Origin of the sequence: Formosa algae, assembly GCF_001439665.1 — a bacterium.
Lineage (GTDB): Bacteria > Bacteroidota > Bacteroidia > Flavobacteriales > Flavobacteriaceae > Formosa > Formosa algae.
Genome location: NZ_LMAK01000030.1, coordinates 54,327 through 77,398, shown reverse-complemented (window position 1 = coordinate 77,398; position 23,072 = coordinate 54,327). Strand labels below are relative to the sequence as shown.

The 23,072-nt window shown below is 31.4% G+C and carries 17 protein-coding genes; 5 read left to right on the top strand and 12 right to left on the bottom strand.

Annotation, left to right across the window (positions count from 1 at the left end; genetic code table 11):
• Window positions 1-95 precede the first annotated feature (95 nt).
• Window positions 96-1,283, bottom strand: a complete 1,188-nt coding sequence (locus tag AST99_RS09535; RefSeq protein ID WP_057781609.1) for a phosphoglycerate kinase — start codon at window positions 1,281-1,283, stop codon at window positions 96-98.
• A 207-nt stretch (window positions 1,284-1,490) separates the two neighbouring features.
• Here AST99_RS09535 and AST99_RS09530 point away from each other — a divergent pair, with 207 nt between their 5' ends.
• The gene (locus tag AST99_RS09530) at window positions 1,491-2,642 is read left to right on the top strand and encodes a DNA polymerase III subunit (RefSeq protein WP_057781608.1); all 1,152 of its coding nucleotides are present in this window, start codon (window positions 1,491-1,493) and stop codon (window positions 2,640-2,642) included.
• A gap of 6 nt (window positions 2,643-2,648) precedes the next feature.
• Window positions 2,649-3,044 (top strand): hypothetical protein, encoded by a 396-nt coding sequence (locus AST99_RS09525; RefSeq protein WP_057781607.1) that lies wholly within the window; start codon window positions 2,649-2,651, stop codon window positions 3,042-3,044.
• A 279-nt stretch (window positions 3,045-3,323) separates the two neighbouring features.
• Here the strand turns inward: AST99_RS09525 and AST99_RS09520 are convergent, their stop codons facing one another.
• The 7 genes from AST99_RS09520 to AST99_RS09490 form a co-directional block, all read right to left on the bottom strand.
• The gene (locus AST99_RS09520) at window positions 3,324-4,178 is read right to left on the bottom strand and encodes a DUF4249 domain-containing protein (protein WP_057781617.1); all 855 of its coding nucleotides are present in this window, start codon (window positions 4,176-4,178) and stop codon (window positions 3,324-3,326) included.
• Window positions 4,179-4,183: 5 nt separating this feature from the next.
• A complete protein-coding gene (locus AST99_RS09515; RefSeq protein ID WP_057781606.1) occupies window positions 4,184-6,556 on the bottom strand; it encodes a TonB-dependent receptor in 2,373 nt (790 codons plus the stop codon).
• A gap of 212 nt (window positions 6,557-6,768) precedes the next feature.
• Window positions 6,769-7,281 carry an OmpH/Skp family outer membrane protein gene (locus AST99_RS09510; RefSeq protein ID WP_057781605.1) on the bottom strand — a complete coding sequence of 171 codons (513 nt, stop codon included), beginning with the start codon at window positions 7,279-7,281 and terminating at the stop codon, window positions 6,769-6,771.
• 231 nt (window positions 7,282-7,512) lie between these two features.
• Window positions 7,513-8,370, bottom strand: a complete 858-nt coding sequence (locus AST99_RS09505; RefSeq protein ID WP_057781604.1) for a class I SAM-dependent methyltransferase — start codon at window positions 8,368-8,370, stop codon at window positions 7,513-7,515.
• A 110-nt stretch (window positions 8,371-8,480) separates the two neighbouring features.
• On the bottom strand, window positions 8,481-10,352 hold the full coding sequence (gene mnmG, locus AST99_RS09500) for a tRNA uridine-5-carboxymethylaminomethyl(34) synthesis enzyme MnmG (protein WP_057781603.1): 1,872 nt from the start codon (window positions 10,350-10,352) through the stop codon (window positions 8,481-8,483).
• Between the two features lie 68 nt (window positions 10,353-10,420).
• Window positions 10,421-10,831, bottom strand: coding sequence for an rRNA maturation RNase YbeY (ybeY, locus tag AST99_RS09495; protein ID WP_057781602.1), 411 nt, complete (start codon window positions 10,829-10,831; stop codon window positions 10,421-10,423).
• Window positions 10,831-14,226, bottom strand: coding sequence for a hypothetical protein (locus tag AST99_RS09490; RefSeq protein ID WP_057781601.1), 3,396 nt, complete (start codon window positions 14,224-14,226; stop codon window positions 10,831-10,833). Before AST99_RS09490 ends, ybeY begins: the two co-directional genes overlap by 1 nt.
• Before the next feature lie 164 nt (window positions 14,227-14,390).
• On the opposite strand from AST99_RS09490, the gene gltX reads away from it, so the two are divergent.
• Window positions 14,391-15,902 carry a glutamate--tRNA ligase gene (gltX, locus tag AST99_RS09485; protein WP_057781600.1) on the top strand — a complete coding sequence of 504 codons (1,512 nt, stop codon included), beginning with the start codon at window positions 14,391-14,393 and terminating at the stop codon, window positions 15,900-15,902.
• A 91-nt stretch (window positions 15,903-15,993) separates the two neighbouring features.
• Here gltX and AST99_RS09480 read toward each other — a convergent pair whose 3' ends face one another.
• On the bottom strand, window positions 15,994-17,808 hold the full coding sequence (locus AST99_RS09480) for a T9SS type A sorting domain-containing protein (protein WP_057781599.1): 1,815 nt from the start codon (window positions 17,806-17,808) through the stop codon (window positions 15,994-15,996).
• Between the two features lie 303 nt (window positions 17,809-18,111).
• Here AST99_RS09480 and AST99_RS09475 point away from each other — a divergent pair, with 303 nt between their 5' ends.
• The gene (locus AST99_RS09475) at window positions 18,112-19,041 is read left to right on the top strand and encodes an SPFH domain-containing protein (RefSeq protein ID WP_057781598.1); all 930 of its coding nucleotides are present in this window, start codon (window positions 18,112-18,114) and stop codon (window positions 19,039-19,041) included.
• A gap of 15 nt (window positions 19,042-19,056) precedes the next feature.
• Window positions 19,057-19,374 carry a heavy metal-binding domain-containing protein gene (locus AST99_RS09470; RefSeq protein ID WP_057781597.1) on the top strand — a complete coding sequence of 106 codons (318 nt, stop codon included), beginning with the start codon at window positions 19,057-19,059 and terminating at the stop codon, window positions 19,372-19,374.
• Window positions 19,375-19,449: 75 nt separating this feature from the next.
• On the opposite strand, the gene AST99_RS09465 is transcribed toward AST99_RS09470, so the two are convergent.
• The 3 genes from AST99_RS09465 to AST99_RS09455 form a co-directional block, all read right to left on the bottom strand.
• Complete coding sequence (locus AST99_RS09465; protein WP_057781596.1) at window positions 19,450-19,662, bottom strand: hypothetical protein; 213 nt, start codon at window positions 19,660-19,662, stop codon at window positions 19,450-19,452.
• A 104-nt stretch (window positions 19,663-19,766) separates the two neighbouring features.
• A complete protein-coding gene (locus tag AST99_RS09460; protein WP_057781595.1) occupies window positions 19,767-20,789 on the bottom strand; it encodes a lipoate--protein ligase in 1,023 nt (340 codons plus the stop codon).
• A gap of 145 nt (window positions 20,790-20,934) precedes the next feature.
• A complete protein-coding gene (locus AST99_RS09455) occupies window positions 20,935-22,965 on the bottom strand; it encodes a glutamine--tRNA ligase/YqeY domain fusion protein (protein ID WP_057781594.1) in 2,031 nt (676 codons plus the stop codon).
• Window positions 22,966-23,072 lie beyond the last annotated feature (107 nt).

Sequence of the window (23,072 nt, the reverse complement as noted above, 5' to 3'; positions counted from 1 at the left end):
GTATAACGTGAAAGCGGCTAAATTCGTATTTTTATACTGAAAATGAAAGTTAAAGTTATAAAACTCTTAAGCAATCATTATTAAATTGGGGCTTACTAGTCTAAAATAGCAGCAATACCAGGTAAAGTTTTTCCTTCTAAACTTTCTAACATTGCTCCTCCACCAGTACTTACATAACTTACTTTGTTTTCGAAACCAAATTGTTTAACAGCGGCTACAGAATCTCCACCACCAACTAAAGAAAATGCTCCGTTTTTAGTTGCTTCTGCAATAGAATCTCCTAAAGCAATTGTTCCTTTAGCAAAAGTTGGCATCTCGAATACACCTAATGGTCCGTTCCATAAAATTGTTTTACTTTCTAAAACCACTTTGTTAAAGTTTTCTATAGATTTTGGTCCAGCATCTAAACCTTGCCATCCTTCTGGGATTTCTGTAACATCTAATATTTTAGTTTCTGCATCGTTGCTAAAAGCATTAGCTGCAACTACATCTACAGGAATATGGATTTGAACATTCTTTTCTTTAGCTAGTTTTAAGATTTCTAGAGCTAATTCCATTTTATCATCTTCACAAATAGAATCTCCAACTTGTCCGCCTTGAGCCTTAACAAAAGTAAAAGTCATCCCTCCACCAATAATTAAGTGATCTACTTTATCTAGAATATTTTCAATAATAGTAATCTTAGAAGATACTTTAGCACCTCCTAAAACAGCTAAAACAGGTTTCTCTCCAGTTTCCATTACTTTTTGGATACTTTCAATTTCTTGAGCTAATAAATAACCAAAACATTTTTTTTCTGGGAAAAATTTAGCCACAATAGTTGTAGATGCATGTGCTCTATGCGCTGTACCAAAAGCATCGTTTACATAGATATCTCCTAATTTAGATAATTGCTCTGCGAATTTTTCATCACCAGCAGTCTCTTCAGAATAATAACGTAAGTTTTCTAATAATAAAACTTCTCCTGGTTGTAGTGCGGCAACTGCAGTTTCTGCAACTTCACCAACGCAATCAGAGGCAAATTTTACTGTTACACCTAACACATTAGAAACTTCTTCTATAATATGTTTTAAAGAAAATTGATCTTGAACACCTTTTGGTCTTCCTAAGTGAGACATTAATACACAGCTTCCTCCATCTTCTAAAATTTTAATAATTGTAGGTTTTGCAGATACTATTCTTGTATTATCTGTTACGTTAAAATCCTCGTCTAAAGGCACATTAAAATCTACTCGAATTAATGCTTTTTTATTATTAAAATTAAAATCATTAAGTGTTTTCATCCTAAAAAGTTTTGATGTTATTCTACAAATGTAAACAATAATAAACAGCTTTAAAACGTGTTTTTTTACGAAAACGTTTTCTATTTTAAAAGATTTTTAAAAATTTAAGATTACAATACTTAAATTATAGATAAATCGTGATTTCTTTATAAAAAGTATCACATTTAAAATCTGCTGCCTTAATTAAAAAATATTTAGTTTTGCCACATGTTATTTAAAGATATTTTAGGTCAGGAGCATATTAAAAACCATTTAACACAAAGTGTAGACAATGGTCGTATACCACATGCACAATTATTTGTAGGTCCCGAAGGTTCTGGAACTTTACCGCTAGCCATTGCTTATGCACAATACATTTTATGTAAAAATACTAACGGAGAAAACAATACTGGAAACGAATCTTGCAACTTAAAATTTAATAACATTTCGCATCCAGATTTACATTTTGCTTTTCCTGTTACCACAACACCAAGTGTTAAATCGCACCCGGTGTCTAGTCATTTTTTAAGCGAGTGGCGACAATTATTAAAAGAACAACCTTACGGAAATCTTTTTGATTGGTATAAAATGTTGGGTGTAGAAAATAAACAAGGACAAATTGGTGTAGATGAAGCTCAAGATATAGTGAAAGCACTATCGTTAAAAGCTTATGAAGGTGGTTACAAAGTAATGATTATTTGGATGGCCGAAAAAATGAATGCTGCGGCCTCTAACAAACTATTAAAGCTTATTGAAGAACCACCAAACCAAACCATTTTTATTTTAATTGCAGAAGAGGAGCAAAACATTATAAATACAATTCGTTCTCGTTGCCAGGTGTTACATTTTCCAGCACTTGCAGAAGAGGTAATTGTTGAAGCTTTAGTTAAAGCTTACGAAATAAAAGAAACGGTAGCAACTAAAATTGCGCATCAATCTAATGGGAATTATAATAAAGCATGTGATTTAGTCTATCATGATTCTGAAGACACTCAATTTGAAGATTGGTTTGTGCTTTGGGTACGAAGTGCTTTTAAAGCCAAAGGAAACAAAGCTGCGATACATGATATTATAAATTGGAGTGAAGAAATTGCTAAAACAGGTCGTGAAACACAAAAGCAATTTTTATTCTTTTGTATGGATTTTTTCCGCCAAGCCATGTTATTAAATTATGGTGCCAATGAACTGGTTTATTTAGAGCCCAAAACAGCTTTTAAATTAGAAAAATTTGCTCCATTTATTCATAACGGAAATATTATGGAAATCTATGAAGCACTACAAGATGCAATTTACCATATTGAAAGAAACGGAAACTCTAAAATTGTACTAACAGACTTGTCTATAAAACTCACACGATTACTTCACGCAAAACAAAATTAAGCAGCTATGAACACTATTTTAAACCATAGCGCAGAATTACTTATTCTTATTTTTTTAGTGATTACTTTTTTAATGAGCGTTATAGATAAATTGAGTGATTGGAAAGGAAATATTTTGTTTTTAAAATCGCATTTTGCTCATACGTTTGTACCGCCATTAATTCCATTTACTTTAATTGTTATTTTAATTTTAGAAGTGCTAACTACACTATTTTGTAGTCTTGGAATTTTTGAAATTATTGAAGAAAAAAATAGTAATTTTTCACTGCTTGGTTCCGTTTTTTCTTGTGTTATTTTACTTGTGTTTTTATTAGGACAACGTATTGCAAAAGATTTTGATGGTGCCAGAAATATTACCGTATATTTTATCGTTTCTGTATTCGCCGTTTTTCTATTTCAATAAGCCTTTTTATTATTTATTTCAGCTTAAAAAGACTATTTATTTTTTCAAAATATTCAAAATAAACGTAAAGGTAATTTAGATTGATATTTTATTTTTTTGGTAGTTTATAAAACTGAGTTATTTTATAATTACATATGGATAATATAGCTCATAATTAATTGTAATACAAACTTTTATAACCTTTTCAATTTTGAACACAGGACACAAAAAAAGCATAAAATTTTAAATGGTGATTTCAAAATTTTATGCTCTAATGTTTTAATGTGTTTTTTATAAAATTTACTCGTCTTCGTCTTCAATAAAAGTATAAGTTTCACTATCTGTTTGCGTCACTCTAAAATAACCATACGGATAGTTATCTGCATCTGTTATATTTATACAATTTCCTTTTAATTCTACAGGAGCAGGACTAAACGGATTTCCTGAACTTCCAGATTGACTAATTAGAATATCCATATAATTATAATATGTCTCAGAAACATTATATAAATTAATATCTACAATATCTCCAGGTTCAAATTCATCGCCATCATCATCGCCATCTTTTTCAAAAAACAAATGGATTTCATTTCCGTTTAAAAACTCATCTGAAACACTAGATAAAGTAGGATATAAATCGCCGACTTCGTGATATCTTAAAATATAAAAATTTGTTTCATCTGCAGGATCATTAAAATACACATTTAACTCTAATGCATCTTGAGAAAATCCGCCATCGCGAGATTGGGTTACGCTTGTAATACTTGTTGTTGGTAATAAGGTTTCTGTTGCCGTATATGTTTCGTTATTATAAATAACCTTTAAGGTGTAACTTTCTTCTAAAATAGCTCCAAAAGCATCTGTTGTATACTCCCCGTTTAACTGATCTTCAAAAACATAAACCGCACCATCTTTATCGCGAGTTACAGTTACTTCTGCCCCTGTAACACTATTAGTTTCATCAGTATCAAAATATGGTGTTGTAGTGCTTAATTTTATGGTCTGAGTCTGTCCAGAAGTACCTTTTTCCCAATCTAAAGATGCTTCTATTACGAGTCTTGCATCTGCAGTTGGCACCTCTACATCTATAACATCTGTACACGATGATAACGTACTAATAAGAATGACTAAATATATATATATTGTATTTTTCATGAGCATTAAAATTTGAAATTATAAGCAACTGATGGTACTATACCGAAAATCGCAGTTCGCGTCGCTTCATTAACTCCCGTTTCTAGGTTTTGACCAAAAGAAATAGATGCCGCATTTTTCCGATTATATAGGTTATAAATACTAAACACCCACTCGCCTTTCCATCGTGCATTTGGTTTTTTATTTGGTGTATATGTTGCTCCAACATCTAATCTATTGTAAGATGGTAATCTGTTTGCATTACGACTATCATATACAGGAATAGACAATCCTTCATACTCGTACTGCCCAACCGGATAAGTTGTTGGTCTACCTGTTTGAAAAACAAAATTGCTACTAAAACTCCATTTTTCAGATAATTCATACGATCCTGTAACCGAAATATCGTGAGTTCTATCGTACGCAGTATTATACCATTCTCCATCATTTATTCCCAATCCGCCAGCAGAACCACCAGGTGTTCTTTGTTCAGATTTGGAAAGTGTATATGCAAACCACCCTGTAAATCTTCCTTTATTTTTTCTGAATAAAAGCTCTAAACCATAAGCTCTAGATTCGCCAGATAGAATTTGAGTTTCAATATTATTTTGAGCAATTAAACTAGAACCATCTATATAGTCTATTCTATTATCTACCGTTTTATAATACACTTCGGTTTCTATTGAAAATAAACCGTTAGCTAATTCTTTAAAATATCCAGCCGAATATTGATTAGCTAATTGCGGCTCTATAAATGTTCCGCTTGGTGCCCACACATCCAAAGGTGTTGCATTTGCTGTATTAGATAGTAAATGTAAATATTGTGCAATTCTTGAATATCCTAATTTTACAGAAGACGATTCGTCTAACTGATATGCTAAACCTAGACGCGGTTCGAAATTAGAAAAGGTTTTTATAGATTCCCCTTTTTCATATTCTATTTCTCCGTTTTGGATACCTTCTTCATAAATACCAAAAGTCTCGTTATAAACTACTGGCTGATCATTTTCATAAGTCGCAAGTGTTTGTCCGCCCAAACGATTAAACATACTAAAACGCAAGCCTAATTGAAGGTTTAAACGGTCTGTAAATTTATGTTCCACGTTTGCATAAATACCACTTTCAAAAGCACGTTTTTCATCTAAAATATCTTCGTTAATCGAAGAGTCTTCATCTGTTGGTCTAACTTCTCCTGGATTGAAATTATAATTGATTCCGCTTACTCCAAAATCGATTGTTGTTTTATTATTTAGGTAGTATTTTAAATCGTATTTAACATTGAAATTTTTAATATCAGACTGCCAATCTAAACCAATAAAATCTAAAGTTAAACCATAATTATACATGCTATAAATTACAGACAAATTTGAAAATAACTTATCGCTAAACACATGATTCCAACGTAAATTTAAGGTGCTATTTCCATACGAGTTTTCGAAAGAATCTGAAAAATTTAAAATGTCGCGGCCAAAATATCCTGATAAATACAATTTGTTATTTTGATTAATTTCATAGTTTCCTTTTGCATTAACATCGTAAAAATAAGCAGTGTTATCTAGTCCTGCTGCTTGTAAAAATAAATGCGCATAAGACGAACGTCCGGCAACTATAAATGAACCTTTACTTTTAAATAATGGTCCTTCTGCGGCAAGTCGGCTTGAAATTAGCCCAATTCCGCCCGTTAAATTAAAATCTTTACTGTTCCCTTCTTTCTGACGTATATCGAGCACAGACGATACGCGACCACCGTAATTAGAAGGGATATTTCCTTTGTAGAGTTTCACATCTTTAACCACATCGGCATTAAAGACAGAGAAAAATCCAAACAAATGCGATTCGTTATAAATTATTGCTTCATCTAAAAGCACTAAATTCTGATCTGTTGCTCCACCTCTAACATTAAAACCGTTAGAACCTTCACCGTTATTTGTAACTCCTGGTAGCATTTGAATAGACTTGACTAAATCTACTTCCCCTAAAACTGCAGGTATTTTTTTTATGGTTTCACTCTTAATCACCGACACACTCATTTGTGGATCTCGAATATTAGCTTTTTCAGATTCTTCAGCCATAATTACCACTTCATCTAAAGTGGTTGTATCTTCTTCTAACTCGAAGGATACATTTTGATTTTTAGTCAGCTGGATTTCTTTTGTAATAGTTACATAACCCAAATAAGATACCACAAGATTATAAATGCCTTTTGGTGCAGAAATCGAGTAAAAACCGTAAGCATTTGTAATAGTTCCATTATTGGTATTTTCTAGATAAACAGATGCACCAAAAATAGATTCTCCATTAGAAAAATCTTTTATGGTTCCGCTTACCGAAAAATTTTCTTGAGAATACATAAGCATACTAAGAAACAAAAAGCACACACTAAGTGTTGTTTTCATCATATAAATACAGTTTAATTAAAATACAAAACAACAGAAATTCTTTTGTATTACACAGTTAAATATAACCTTAAAGGCTGAGATTATGAGATTTAAATTTAATTCATAATCTTTGGTTAACAATCCATAAACAAAGTCTAGTAATAGTTAGACATAAAAAAAGTCAAACATAAAATTTATGTTTGACTTTCAATATATAAACTGTAGTGATTACACTATTTCTTATAAGAATCGTTTAATGCTTTAACTAAAGTTTCTGTTAAATCGTCTGCATCTTTCCCATACATTACACTTCCAGCATCATTGCTTCCAAGAATATAATCGTAAGCATTATTTTCTCCGTAATTTTTTACGAATTTTCTTACTTTAGAAATTAATGAATCTATTTCTTTTTGGCTTTCAACTGTAATTTGTTGCTCACCCATTTGAATTTGCTGTTGCAACATCTGTTGCTTCTGTCCTAATTGTTGGTAACGAGCTTGCGCTTCATTTTGAGGCATTTTTGAAGCTTGCGCTTGGAATTCTTGATATTCTGCTTGAAATGCTTGAGCTAAACTATCTGTCGTTTTATTAGACGCCTCAATCATTGTTTTATATTTTGCCTCTACATCTATTTTTTCTTGATATTCATTTATCAATTTAGAATTATCAACAAATCCAATTTTTTGTGTTTGCTGACAAGAAGCCATAGTAATTAATGTAACTACTAATAAAGATATTTTTTTCATTGTTCTTAAAATTTATTTTGTGAAACAAAAATAGAAAAGTTAGGTAGATATTTAACCTAATAATACGCTATTAACTAACTATAAAATATTATTATATAAATATAATTATGTATAATTTTTAACTATTAAAAATAAACTTATTAAGTAACATCTAAGAGTTTATTAAAAAAAAGACATAGTAACTCACCTTAACCTCATCAAAACACTCTAAAATCGCTTTAAAATGAATATTTACTTGTTTTTAATGACATAAATTAAAGAAGAATACTCTCCGGACCGTTTTGCCTTAATATTGGACTGTAAGCCCACTTTTGTAGCCTTGAGAAAATTCATTTTCCCTGTTTTATATTTTTCAGATAGCAAACTCACATAAAAAGCATCAAAAATCATTGGAAGTGTTTTTACAACTTGGAATTGATGTTTAGCTACCAATCTAGAAATTCCTATTTGAGAAAAATGCCATAAATGTCTAGGCACATCAAATGCAGCCCAAAACGATTTATAATAACTCGCATCGTAACTCTTAAAATTAGGAACAGCTATTACCAACACTCCATCTGTTTTTAAAAGCCTTTTATAATTTGCTAAATGCACATCTAGATTTGGTAAATGTTCTAAAACATGCCATAGCGTAATAACATCAAAACTATTATTTTTCAGTTCATCAATTTTGACTGTATCGTAAACCACCTCCCCTACTTTATGTTTTGCAAGTTTTCTTGCATCTAAATCTGGTTCAATCCCGCAAACTTGCCATGAATTCGATTTTGCTATTTGAAGAAAATCTCCTGTCCCACACCCCACATCTAAAAGTGATTTTTCAGGAGTATTGAAACTATTAATTAAATTCAACTTACGTTTTAAAGCAATACCTTTTACTGCATGATATACTTTTTCAAACACATTTCGTTTAGCATCTGTATGCGAAATATAGTCTTCACTTTTATAATATTTACCAAGTTGATCTGCTTTTGGCTGAGGACTTGTTTCTAAGATATCAAGATCTGTATTGTGTATTAATTCAAATAGCTCTGAAGACACAGAGTAATCTTTGCATTTTAAATACACTTTATGTGATGTGGTACTCATGAAATATAATTTAAATACTAAGGTTATACCTCAATATTTTTCAAGTTAAAGTTAATTATCTGTTGTTTTGAATGATAAAAAAGACAAACGTTCCACGTGGAACATAAATTTTACCGTCCCATATAAACTAATAATACAGAAATATCGTTAGGTGAAACACCACTTATTCTAGAGGCTTGAGAAATACTTGTTGGCTGAATCTTTTTCAATTTTTCTCTAGCTTCAAAACTCATAGATTTGATTTGAGAATAATCGTAATTAGCTGGAATTTTAATATCCTCTAGTCTTGTTAATTTGTCAGCATTGTTTTTTTCCTTTTCAATATATCCAGCATACTTCACTTGAATTTCTGTTTGTTCAATAATTTCACGATCTAAATTATGTTCAGAAATATAATGTTCTACTTCTTCAATTTTACGAACATCATCCATTTCAATATTTGGACGCGCAAAAACTTTAAATAATTTACCTGACTGATTTACAACTGCAGATTCCTTAGCTTCCAAAATAGGATTAATCACATCTGGTTTTACACTAAGATCTTTAAAAAACTGAACAAATTCTACAGCTTTATTTTGTTTCTCTTCCATACGTCTTAAACGTTTTTCTGAAGCTAAACCAATTTCAAATCCTTTTGGAGTTAATCTAAAATCTGCATTATCTTGTCGTAATAATGTTCTATACTCCGCACGAGATGTAAACATTCTATAAGGTTCTTCTGTACCTTTAGTAATTAAATCATCTATTAAAACACCGATGTAAGCTTCGTTACGTTTAAGAATAAACTCGTCACGTTCCTGAACTTTAAGACTCGCATTTATTCCAGCCATTAATCCTTGAGATGCGGCTTCTTCATATCCGGTAGTTCCGTTAATTTGACCAGCAAAATACAACCCATCAACCAACTTAGTTTCTAAGGTATGTTTTAATTGTGTAGGCGGAAAATAATCGTATTCGATCGCATAACCAGGTCTGAAAAATTTTACATTTTCAAAACCAACTACAGAACGTAAAGCTTTAAACTGAACATCTTCTGGAAGTGAAGTAGAAAAACCATTTACATACACCTCACAAGTATTCCATCCTTCAGGTTCTATGAATAATTGATGACGATCTTTATCTGCAAAACGGTTAATTTTATCTTCTATTGAAGGACAATAACGCGGACCTAAACTTTTAATTCGACCATTAAACATTGGTGAACGATCAAAACCTTCACGAAGTAAATCATGAACTAAATTACTAGTATAGGTCATATGGCAAGACCTTTGTTTTGTTAAAGGTTTGGTAACATCAGAATAGGAGAATTTCTCTGGAGAAATATCTCCAGGTTGTTCAATCATTTTAGAATAATCTAACGAACGCCCATCTACACGAGGAGGTGTTCCTGTCTTCATTCTTCCAGATTGAAAACCTAAATCTACTAGTTGTTCTGTAATTCCTGTAGCAGCTCTTTCACCGGCTCTACCCCCACCAAAATTCTTATCACCAATATGAATTAAGCCATTTAAAAAAGTTCCATTAGTTAAGACTACAGACTTAGCTCTAACAGATATTCCTAAAGAGGTTTTAACTCCAGCTATTTTATTATCTTCAATTATAAGACCAGAAACCATATCTTGATAAAAATCTAAGTTGGGTGTTTGCTCCAACATTAGCCTCCAATCTTCCGCAAAACGCATACGATCACTTTGCACTCGTGGACTCCACATTGCAGGTCCTTTAGACTTATTTAGCATTTTAAATTGAATCGCAGAGGTATCACTAACAATACCACTATAACCTCCAAGAGCATCAATCTCTCGAACAATTTGTCCTTTTGCAATTCCACCCATAGCAGGGTTACAAGACATCTGTGCAATGTTTTGTAAATTCATTGTAATTAACAATGTACTACTCCCCATATTTGCAGCCGATGCAGCAGCTTCACTTCCTGCATGACCTGCTCCAACAACAATGACATCGTAAACTTTATCGAACATGTTTTTATTAAATTTAATATTATAAATAAATTGTTCCACGTGGAACAATCAAAAAATTTAAGAAGAAATTAATTAAGTTTAGATAAGTAATATTCTTCTTTAGAACGCATTAATTGAGCATCAGAATCTGTTTTATCTTTGAATCCACAGTAATGTAAAACACCATGAATAATAACTCTATGAATCTCATCTGTAAACACCGTTTTAAAGTCTGATGCATTATCTCGAACTCGCTCTACAGAGATGTAAATATCACCATGAATTTCTTTACCAACACAGTAATCAAAACTAATAACATCTGTTAAGGTGTCATGATCTAGGAACTCTACATTTAACTTATGCAGATATTCATCATCACAAAAGATATAATTAATCTCGCCTTCTTTACATCCTTCTTCTACAATAGTCGCATTAATCCAATTAGCTAACACGTCTTCATTAACCAATTCAAAATCGGTTTCGTAATTAAAATATATCATTATAATTTATTAAAATACTGTTGCACTTTATTTTTAAAACTTTGCTGCAAAGGTAGGACTTGTCTGTTTAATATTTCAGTAGTATTAAAATATTGTTTTGCTTGTGTTATTTTGTCTGAACTAGTGTTAGAAAATGAATTAGAATTAGATTTAGATTCTCTTTTATTTTCCTGTTCTTGTTGAAAGGTGGCATCCTGTAATTTTAATAATTGATGTTCAAAATTCAACATTTTTTCTAATGTCTTTTTTGAAAATCCGTCATTTAATAATTCCATTTCAACATCTTCCATTTGTTTTAATAGTTGTCTAGAATCTGGAGTTAAACCTTCTTGTTCTAATCGTTCTTGAAGTTGATTTCTTAATTCTTGCTGACGCTGATAAATAGCAAATAATTCGCCATTCAATTCTTCATTGCCGGGTTGCTTTCCTTCACCACTTGTATTACCTTCTCCAGAATTATTACCTTCACCTTCTTTGCCATCAGAACCAGATTCACCAGGTTTAGAAGATTCACCATCTTGCTTATCGCCTTCTCCTTCTTTCTCACCTTTACCATTCATTTGATTTTGCATTTGTTTATTAAGCTCTTCTTGGCTCATAATAATATCGGAAAGTTGTCCTTCTGATTGACCAGATTGTTTACCACTACCCTGACCAGATGAAGAGGAAGATGCATTAAGTTGATCTTCCATATTATCTAAAATATTACTTAAAAGATCTGCTAAAACATTAGCAGATGAAAAGACATATTGCTGTGAAGAAATACCTTGATAAATTAAATTCTCAGAATATTCTTCTAGAGATAAATCCATATAATGATAGATATTTGTAATCTCATTATTTACCTGTTCAGATAACATAGGTTGTCTTAATGACAAAGAAAATAAACTATCATCTACATGCTCAAAGTATTCACGTAAATCGTGTTGTTTACGTAAATGTTTGGCATAATTATTATGATTGACTTCAATACTTTTAAATTGATTCATTAGTGATTCTTCATCAAAAGAAAATATAAGTAGGTTGTCTAAAATCTGACGTAACATTTCAGCATCTTCTTCCATTTGTTCGCCGCCGTCCGTTTGCATGGATTCTTGCATAGACTGGCTCATTTGTTTCATTTTTTGAGCAGACTGCTTTTGTTTTTGTTTGGCTTGTTTTTCAGAATTTTCAGAATTCTTATTCTCATCAGATTCACTCTTTTTTAATTGGTCAGAGGCGTCTTCTTGTAACTCATTAATTTCTGATTCTGTCTGTTCTTCTCTAGGAAGATCCATTGGCTTTTTTAAAACTTCATTTTCTTTTTGTAAAGCATCTAACTCTTGTTGTAAATCTTTAAACGTTTCATTCAATTTATCTTGTTTATCGGAAGTGTTTTCTGCTTTGGATTTTTCAGATAATTCTAATTGTTCATCAGCCAAGCGTTCTAAATCTTGCTGCAATTTTTCCATTTTTTTTGCAACATAAAAGCGCTTAGTTAATTCTACTAATTGTTCTAAACTTCGCTTTTGTTTTTTATTTTGTTTACTTAAATATTTGAATTTATTAGATAGTTCTTCTTCACTAATTTTTTCTTCTAATTTCTGTAATTCATCTAAAAGACGTTCGTCTTGTTTAAGTTGATCTTCGTTCTCTTTTAAACGTTTTTGAAGTTCTTTCTTTAAAGGATCATTTTCATTCTCTTTATCAAATTCATTTAAATTATCTTGAAACGATTTATTAAAATTCTTCATCAACTTTTCTTGTTGTTCTTGTCGTTTAAGAACATCTTGAATTTGTTTCTTATCATTAAAGTTCAAATTCTTTTTAGTCTTTTGTGTATCTGAAATTTCTTCTAAAAGTTTCTCATTTTCATCAAATGTATTTAGCGATTTATTAAAGTCGTTTATAGCATTTTGTTGTTGGGCTAATTGTGCATTCTTTTCTTCACTTTTAGTTTTTTCACGATAGGTAAAAACTTCACTTTTTGTACGTTTATAATTGTGCAAATTATCATTGTCAAAAACTTCAAAATACAAACTATAAGACACCCCCTCTTTAAGCTTTACCTGATTTGGAAAAGCAGTTACAAATTGATCGACATTAGATTTAGAAATAGTTATGGGTAACTTAACTTGCGTTTCAATATTATCTGTTTCATAATACACCAAATTTAAAGCACGCAAGCCATAATCGTCACTTACTTGACCATTAAAATACAGTGTTTTGAGATCGACTGAATCTTGAGCCATTTCAATTTTAAACTCAGGAAATTGATCTTTTATAACATCTATTGTATAACTTAAATTTTCATAATTTGTAAGATTAGTATTACTTGTACTTAAACTATAATTTAAATTAGAAATGATTTGTTTAGTAGTTTGAAAACGATCTTTATCTTTTGAAAAATTTATAGTATCTGTAGAAAATAGATGTACACGATCTGTAGCTTTGGTTTTCAATTTCCAGGTCACATTAGTACCTTCTGGAACAATTGCATTGCCCGTACTTTTTAAAATTTCATTCTGTTTTTTTATATATTTGGGATACTCTAAAACCATTTCAAAACCCAATAAAGTAGGAACTTCAATTATAGATAATTCGTAAGGTTTAGATTGTACACCATTTGCTTGTAACTGAAACGAAATATTATCTTTTACATTGGTAAACACATACTCAAACAGTCCAGAACCTTTGTCTTGTAAAAAGTAAGTTTCGTTATTAAAAGTAATTTCTGCGTGTTCAGGAATTATACTTCCAGCAGTATTTACTATCAATTTAAAATCTTTATTTTCTATTCCATTTAAATTATCGTTGAGCACAAAAAACTGAAATGGTGCAGGTGGTTCGTAAGCTGTTTTATAATCTACAACACGTTTATAACTATCCGTAAACCAATTCACCTTACCTATTGCAATAAAAATTAATACGAGTAAAATAGGTAGAATCGCAAACCTTAAATATTTAACATTCTGATTAAGATTTATAGCTAGTTTAAAAGGCACCGGACTTAACTCTGAAGCTTTTTGATTAATACTGGCTAATAACAATTCGGATTGAGAAGCATCTTCATGAAGTTGTAGAACATTCAGTAATTTATCGTTTACTTCAGGAAAATGATTTCCGATAAGTTTAGAGGCTTCTTCATAATTAATTCCTTTTTGAAGTTTGAATAATTTAGAAATCGGAATCAGGATAAACTTTACAAAAAGTAAAACCTCGACTAAAATAAAAAGCCAAAATAAAATAGCTCGAGCAATTTGGTTTAACCACAGAAAATGTTCTACTAAAAGCGTAAGTAAAAAATATAAAAGACCGATAGAAAAAAATAGTATTCCACCTTTTATAAGTTCGTTAGTATAATAACGTCTTATAAAACCTTCTAGCTTTTGTATTATAATTTTAAAGTTATCCAATCTATGCTGTATTTAACTTACTAATCTACAATAATAATTTTAGCTGTAATAGCCTAATACTGTAACATTCTGTTAAAATGAAATTTATAAAATGATTATCTCTTTTGTTAAAGCTTTCATCTTTACACATATCACAGTATCTTTGCACTCTTAAATAAAAAAACATGACTAAAAATGTTCGTGTGCGTTTTGCACCAAGCCCAACAGGACCGCTTCACATAGGTGGTGTTCGTACTGCTTTATTCAACTATTTATTTGCTAAAAAACATAACGGAACTTTTGTTTTACGTATTGAAGATACCGATCAAAACAGATATGTAGAAGGTGCCGAAAATTATATAATTGATGCATTAAATTGGTGTAATATTCCTTTTGATGAAGGTCCAGGTAAAAACGAAAAATTTGGTCCGTACAGACAAAGTGAACGTAAAGATTTATATAAAGCATATGCCGAAGAATTAATAGCGACTAATAATGCCTATTATGCTTTCGATACAGCTGAAGCTTTAGATACACATAGAACAGAGCACGAACAAAACGGAAAAACGTTTATTTACAATTGGCATAATCGTTTAAAACTTACAAACTCATTATCACTTTCTCCTGAAGACGTTCAAAAACGAATAGAAGCTGGAGAAGATTACGTTATACGTTTTAAATCGCCACAGGATGAAACTTTACATTTAAAAGACATGGTTCGTGGGCATATTAAAATAGACACGAATATTTTAGATGATAAAGTGTTATTTAAAAGTGATGGCATGCCAACCTATCACCTAGCGAATATTGTAGACGACCATTTAATGGAAATTACACATGTTATTCGTGGTGAAGAATGGTTACCTTCCCTAGCCTTGCACTATCAATTATACAAAGCTTTTGGATGGGATGCGCCAGAATTTGCACATTTACCACTAATTTTAAAACCTACAGGTAAAGGAAAATTAAGTAAACGTGATGGCGATAAATTAGGATTCCCTGTTTTTCCTTTAGAATGGATTGATCCAAAAACTAATGATGTTTCACGTGGATACAAAGAAGATGGATATTTCTCTGAAGCTGTAATTAATTTCTTAGCCTTTTTAGGATGGAATCCTGGAACTGAACAAGAATTATTTAATTTAGAGGCTCTTGTTGAAGCTTTTGATATTGAACGCGTACATAAAGCTGGAGCACGTTTTGATCCGGACAAAATTAAATGGTTTAATCACCATTATATGCAAGAACAAAATAACGACGAACTTGCTGAAGCTTTTAAAACAGATCGTGACGAATTAAAAGACATTGATGTAAATTACATTGGTATGGCAGTGAATTTAATTAAAGAACGTGCCACATTTATTTCAGATTTATGGGACTTGAGTCATTTCTTTTTTCAATCGCCTAAAACATATGATGCTAAAGCTTATAAAAAAGCAGTTAAAGACGACACTAAAGCGCTTTTAAGTGAATTAGTAACCCTTATTAACAATGTTGAAGATTATACTACTGAAGCGCTTCAAAACGATATTAAAGGTTGGATTACTTCTAAAGAAATCGGATTCGGAAAAGTCATGATGCCTTTACGATTAGCTTTAGTTGGTGCTTTACAAGGTCCAGATGTTTTTGAAATTATGTTTATGATAGGAAAACAAGAATCTATACAACGTATAGAACAACTAACTTCTGAAATATAATATGCCTCTAAAGCGGTTAGAAGTACTAATTATATCAAATAAAAAAAGCGCGTTTATAACGCGCTTTTTTTATAGTCTAAATTTTAAATATCTATTGCTTAATAAACTTAAAGTTTGTTTTATAATCTTTAAACGAAATCATGTACATACCTTTAGATAAAGCTGAAACATTTACAGAATTATTAGCTTGAGTTATTGTAGAATGTAATACTTTTTGACCCATCATATTATAAATTGTAATTTGATGATCGCTAGTAATGTTTTTAAAATTAATAACACTTGATGCTGGGTTTGGATAAATTTTAATGTTAGAAATAGCTGTATCATCTACACTTAATCGAGAACAATCATAAGCTTCTACCCCATAACCTCTAGTATTAAAAATAGTAGTTATATACGCTATATCTTCACATCCTAAACTCATATCTACAGCTGCCTGACGAATTGCTGCAATAGCTTCAGCTTGATTAGATTTAGAACTTGTCATAGACATACCTTCTAATACTATTTTATCTGTTGTTTCTTTTCCTAAATATTCCCAAACTTGCATTAAGGTAGATGCAAAAATTTGTCCGTCTGTATGAATTTTATTTACTAATCCTTCCGGATATTGCACATCATAATCTGTAACGCGGCCACTCCAAAATTCATTATGTCCGTCCCATTTAAATAAATCGTTATAAGTAGAACTCGATCTAGAACTGTTGTAACGTTCTAAACCTCTGCTGTAGGATTGTGCCCAATAATCACCAAAACCTTCGCTTAATCCTTCTACCTGAGAAATACTACTTTGTATTAACCATTCGTGAATACCATGCCCTAATTCATGTACAATTACATCTGCATCTTCGGCATCATCTACACCACCGGTACCATACTTTAACACACCACCACCGTAAGAAGAATTATCTGCACCATTAAACGCATGCGGATCATAATAAATCACCCCGTCGTTATACATAGATTTTAATGCGATACCTAAAGTTTCATTAATATAACGCATGTTCATATTTATATGATAATATGCATTTACAGCTTCAAAACCATCTTCTTCTCTAGTAAAATTAAATACTGGAGAATCTTGTTCGAATAAACCAGTTTCAGGATCTTGTATGTCTTTAATTTCTAAATATTCACTCTTCAATTGATACTTCCCAGCCTCACTTTTTACCACATTAAAAGTAACATCTGCTCTAGCACTATTTAAATAAGCATTGGTAACATCGTCGTTATCCATAAAATAACCACCATAAACTTCTCCTGTTACAGATAAAGGATCTGGATTAAAAATCTTTCCTTTTGCTTCTACAGTAGATTCTTCAGTTTTTTCATTTATAGTTTCATGTCCATGATCGTGACCGTGATAATAATGTGCAATATCTGTTTGACTAATTATTTCAGACGTTTTAGCATTAATTAAAGTTTCCCAGAAACCGTCAAGCGTTTTAGAATTTGTAGTCACACGATACACTAATTGTGTAACACCACTGTTGTTATAAATATAAAGTTTAGATTCTTTTTGAGTAATTGTACCATCTATACCTAAAGATTTTGCTGCCAAATACACAGCCTGATCTGAAGTTATTTTTGGAGTGGTATTTATTATAGTAATAGCAGTATCAAATTCGCCAGAATTATAAGTCACTTCATTATTAGGAGATACATGCACTGCGACTGTAGCATTTAAAACAGGCACATCGTTTACATATTGTCCAAATCTAAATGTTTCACCAGAAGTTCCAACTTGAGCAAAATCTTTTTTTAAGTCGAAAGTATTTTGAGATCTTAAAGTCGAAAAATTAGAATGTAACCAAGACGTGGCAACAACTTCTTTTTGATTTTGTGAGTAGGTAATTTGGGTGAACAAAATTACTACACCAAGAATAGGTAATAATCTGTGAATCATAATTGTAGGTTTGAGTAATAGCACACCAAATATATTATTTTACCAACTATTACTTTTGATAGTAGGTTTTAAAACGTTGAATTGAAAATTTTATAGGGTGAATGAAAATTGTGAATGTATTTTGTCTAAGAAATATGCATTTCATATTTAAAAAATTATAAAACCTAAATAATTGTGTAACATTTTAAAGGGTTTTATATACATATTTGTAAACTAAATTAGTTTTGATTGGTATTATTAAACCGAATCAAAATAATAGACTAAATTTAGTATCAGAATTTACTAACTATTAAAAATAAAACTATGTCCGTATTATTTATCCCATTTGTATTCTTAATTCTGGTGGTTTTGTTCCTTTCTTTTTTTACAGTAAAGCAACAAACAGCAGCCATTATAGAGCGCTTTGGAAAATTTAGAAGTATTCGCCATTCTGGTTTACAAATGAAAATTCCATTTATAGATCGTATTGCTGGCCGAATGAGTTTAAAAATTCAGCAATTAGATGTTATTGTCGAAACCAAAACGAAAGATGATGTATTTGTTCGTTTAAAAATATCTGTACAGTTTAAAGTCATTCAAGAAAAAGTATATGATGCTTTTTATAAATTAGATTATGCTCACGACCAAATTACCTCTTATGTATTTGATGTGGTTCGTGCAGAAGTTCCGAAAATGAAGTTAGATGATGTCTTTGTTAAAAAAGATGATATTGCAATCGCAGTAAAAATGGAACTTAACGATGCAATGTCTGACTATGGTTACGATATTATAAAAACTCTTGTTACAGATATCGATCCAGATGCTCAAGTAAAAGCAGCAATGAACCGTATTAATGCTTCTGAACGTGAAAAAATAGCAGCACAGTTTGAAGGAGATGCACAACGTATTTTAATTGTTGAAAAAGCAAAAGCCGAAGCAGAAAGTAAGCGTTTACAAGGTCAAGGTATTGCAGACCAACGTCGAGAAATTGCTCGTGGTTTGGAGGAATCTGTAGAAGTATTAAATCGTGTAGGTATTAATTCTCAAGAAGCCTCTGCCTTAATTGTAGTGACACAACATTACGATACATTACAATCTTTAGGTGAAGAAACGAATAGTAACTTAATTTTATTACCAAACTCGCCTCAAGCAGGAAGTAATATGTTAAATGATATGGTGGCAAGTTTTGTAGCTAGTAATCAGATAGGTGAAGCTATGAAAGAAGCTAAAAATAAACCCAAAGAATTAGAATAATTTAAATTTATAAACATGATAGTTACAACTACACCAACTCTAGAAACTAAAAAAATAACTGAATACTTAGGTATTGTTACTGGAGAAACTATAATTGGTGCCAATTTTATAAAAGACTTTTTTGCTGGAATTCGTGATATTGTTGGCGGACGCTCTAGTTCTTATGAATCTGTTTTAAGAGAAGCTAAAGACAGTGCTTTAAAAGAAATGACAGAACGTGCACAAGAATTAGGAGCTCATGGTATTGTTGCTGTAGATTTAGATTATGAAACCGTTGGTCCTAATGGTGGCATGTTAATGGTTACTGCTTCTGGAACCGCTGTTAAATTCTAATAAAAGTTATTTTTTTAATTATAAAAAAAACTCCTGATTCTAAAATTAGAATCAGGAGTTTTTTGTTTTGTATAGTTATTTTATACGTTGTTCTTTTTTATAATTTTCAATAATAACATTCAAGCTATCCAAATATTCTTCAAGTTCTATTACTGTAACTTCTGGATGTTCAAAATTTGGAATTGTTATCGGATTTTCATCAAGATATTGATAGACTTCAGGATAATCATTTTCTATAGTCCAAACGATTTCTGAAATGTCTTTGAGTAATTGTTCTTGTGTTTTCATAATACTTTAAAATAGATATTATAAGGTACAAAAAAACAAACTATTATATATATAACTAGCTATTTATTAAATAAATTGAATTGTAATTTTTAATGAGTTTTTAATTATTCGGAAACCTCAGAATCGATGTCATCATTACCATAAATCATGGCTAAAAATTCATTTTTATCAATAGCTCCAAAATATTCTGTAAGATCAATATTTTCTAAAGCATTTTTAATCGCTGTTTCTTCATAGGGCAAACCTATTAACACAGCTGAGAGTTCGTCAACCGCATTTTTTCCAAAGAAATCTCCAAATACGGTAAACTCAGCAATGTGCCCTTTTTCAACAAAAATTCGTAAATCTATTTCACCAATTGGAAAACGCTTCGTGCGCTGAATATTAAACTTAGGCGAGCGCCCGTAATTCCAATTCCAATCGTCATACTTTTCTGCTTTTAATTTTGCGATACCTTCGCGATCTTCATCAGTAAATTCGTAGGTTTTAAAATCTGGATTATTAGCATATAAACCTTCAATAATTAACGTTCTAAACGCATTGATAGTCAAGGGTTCTCCTAAAAAATCACTGATATTCGCCACACGACTTCTCACAGATTTATGACCTTTAGACTGAATTTTACTCATCTTAACTTGTAACGCATTAGCCACTTCATTTAGGTCGGTACTCAACAACAACGTTCCATGACTAAACATGCGTTTACCGGTAGTAAATTGGGCAGTTCCAGATACTTTTTTTCCATCGATTAGAATATCATTTCTACCAATAAGTTCGGCTTCAACTCCAAAATTTTTCAACACTTCAATTACTGGTGCAGTAAACTTTTTAAAATTATGCATACTCGCATTATCGTGATTGGTAATAAAACTAAAATTTAGATTTCCTAAATCATGATAAACAGCTCCTCCTCCACTTATACGGCGCACCACATGAATGCCTTTTTCTGAAATATACTCTTGATTAATTTCTTCTAAAGTGTTCTGATTTCTACCAATAATTATTGAAGGTTCATTAATGTAAAACAATAAATAATCTGTATTAGCATCGAAATGTCTTAAAGCATATTCTTCTAATGCTAAATTTAAATGCGGATCTGTAACGCCTTCATTATCTATAAAAACCATACTGTAAAATTAAAAAAGTTGTTATACAAAAATACTTAGAATCCATTAAATAGCTTAAAATTTGGTACACTGATTTCTAATTTTTTGAAACAAAAAAGCCTTGAAATAAAACAATTTCAAGGCTTTAAATACTGTTATATTTTGATTATAAAACGGAAGCTTCGGCAACTAAAAGCGCGTTACCATCTGCTAATCCTTTTTCTATAAATTCGTTAACCGCATCGTTACGTTCTAAACCATTTTTAAGCAATACCTGCAACGTTAACATCGCAGCGATACGTGTACCTACTTTTTTAACCGCCGTTCCAAATAACGGCTCTAATTCGTCGTAAGATACTTTTTCTGCTAATTCTAAAATATCAGCTTTAATTTTCTCACGTTTAGCGTCTGGTAAATTGGTATATTTTTTACCAAATTGCTGTATCACATCTATCGCTTTACGTTGAGGCTGATTAGATTTAGGCTGATTCTGATTTTGATTTTGATTCGCTTGAGGTTTTGGTTTTTCCTTCGCCCAAGAATCGCGTAAACCAACTGTTTTATTAAAAATTAATTTCTCTGGAGTCGAATCGTAATCCACATTAAAATACCCTAAACGTTGAAACTGAAAACGATCGCCTACATTAGCTTCTGTTAAACTTGGTTCTACATAAGCTGTGATTAATTTTAAAGAGTCCGGATTTATAAAATCCATAAAACTTTTATCGGCATGACTATCTGGAGATTCATCCATAAATAATCTGTCGTATTCTCTAACTACAGCTGTAACCGCATGTTTTATAGACACCCAATGTAAGGTTCCTTTTACTTTTCGTAAACTGGCTTCTGTCCCACTTCCACTTAAAGTATCTGGATCGTAACTTACATGAATTTCTGTAATCTTACCATGTTCATCTTTTACAACGCTTTCACCTTTGATGATGTAAGCATTTTTTAAACGCACTTCTTTTCCTAAAGTTAAACGGAAATATTTACTATTTGCGCTTTCTTTAAAATCGTCGCGTTCAATATATAATTCACGAGAAAATGGCACTTGTCTAAATCCAGCGCTGTCATCCTCCTGATTATTTTCTGCTTCTAACCATTCTTCTTTATCTTCTGGATAATTAGTAATCACTAATTTTACCGGATCTAAAACGGCCATAACACGCGGAGCAGTTTTGTTTAAATCTTCTCGAATACAAAATTCTAAAAGCGAAACATCAATTATATTTTCACGTTTAGCTACTCCTACGGTTTCAACAAATTTTCTAATAGCTGTTGGCGTATAACCACGACGACGTAAACCTGAAATGGTAGGCATACGCGGATCGTCCCAACCATTAACCACACCATCTTCTACCAATTGTAACAACTTACGTTTACTCATAATAGTATAACTTAAGTTTAAGCGTGCAAATTCGCGTTGTTTAGGGCGTAACTTATCTTCTACCACCAACTGGTCTAAAAACCAATCGTAAAGTTCTCTATGAGGTTTAAATTCTAACGAACATAAACTATGTGAAACTTGTTCTATGTAGTCGCTTTCTCCATGCGTCCAGTCGTACATAGGGTAAATACACCAAGTATCGCCTGTGCGGTGATGCGATTTCTTTAAAATTCTGTAAATAATAGGATCACGCATTAACATGTTTACATGTTGCATGTCTATTTTAGCACGTAAAATATGTTCACCTTCATCAAATTCTCCCGCTTTCATACGGTTGAATAAATCTAGGTTTTCTTCAACTGTACGATCTCTAAACGGACCATCTACACCAGGTTGTGTTGGGGTTCCTTTTTGTTCGGCCATAGCTTCAGACGATTGCGAATCGACATATGCTTTTCCATCTTTAATAAGTTGAACAGCCCAATCGAACAATTGCTGAAAATAATCTGAAGAATACACTTCCTTATCCCATTGGTAGCCTAACCAAGAGACATCTTCTTTAATCGCGTCTACATATTCCTGCTCTTCTTTGGCTGGATTTGTATCGTCGAAACGAAGGTTTACAGGCGCATTATAACGTTCACCTAAACCAAAACTAATTCCGATAGCTTTAGTGTGACCAATGTGTAAATACCCATTAGGTTCTGGTGGAAAACGAAACCTAAGATCTTCCTTAGAGATTTCAGTTTTTAAATCGTTTTCTATAATATGTTCAATAAAATTGAGTGATTTTGTTTCTTCAGACATACGTAATTTGAATACCTATTAAAATAAAAAATAAACAGCAAAATTAATGAAATATACCATGGCTTACTATTATTATAACAGATAATGATTAATTTTATAAAAAGTTT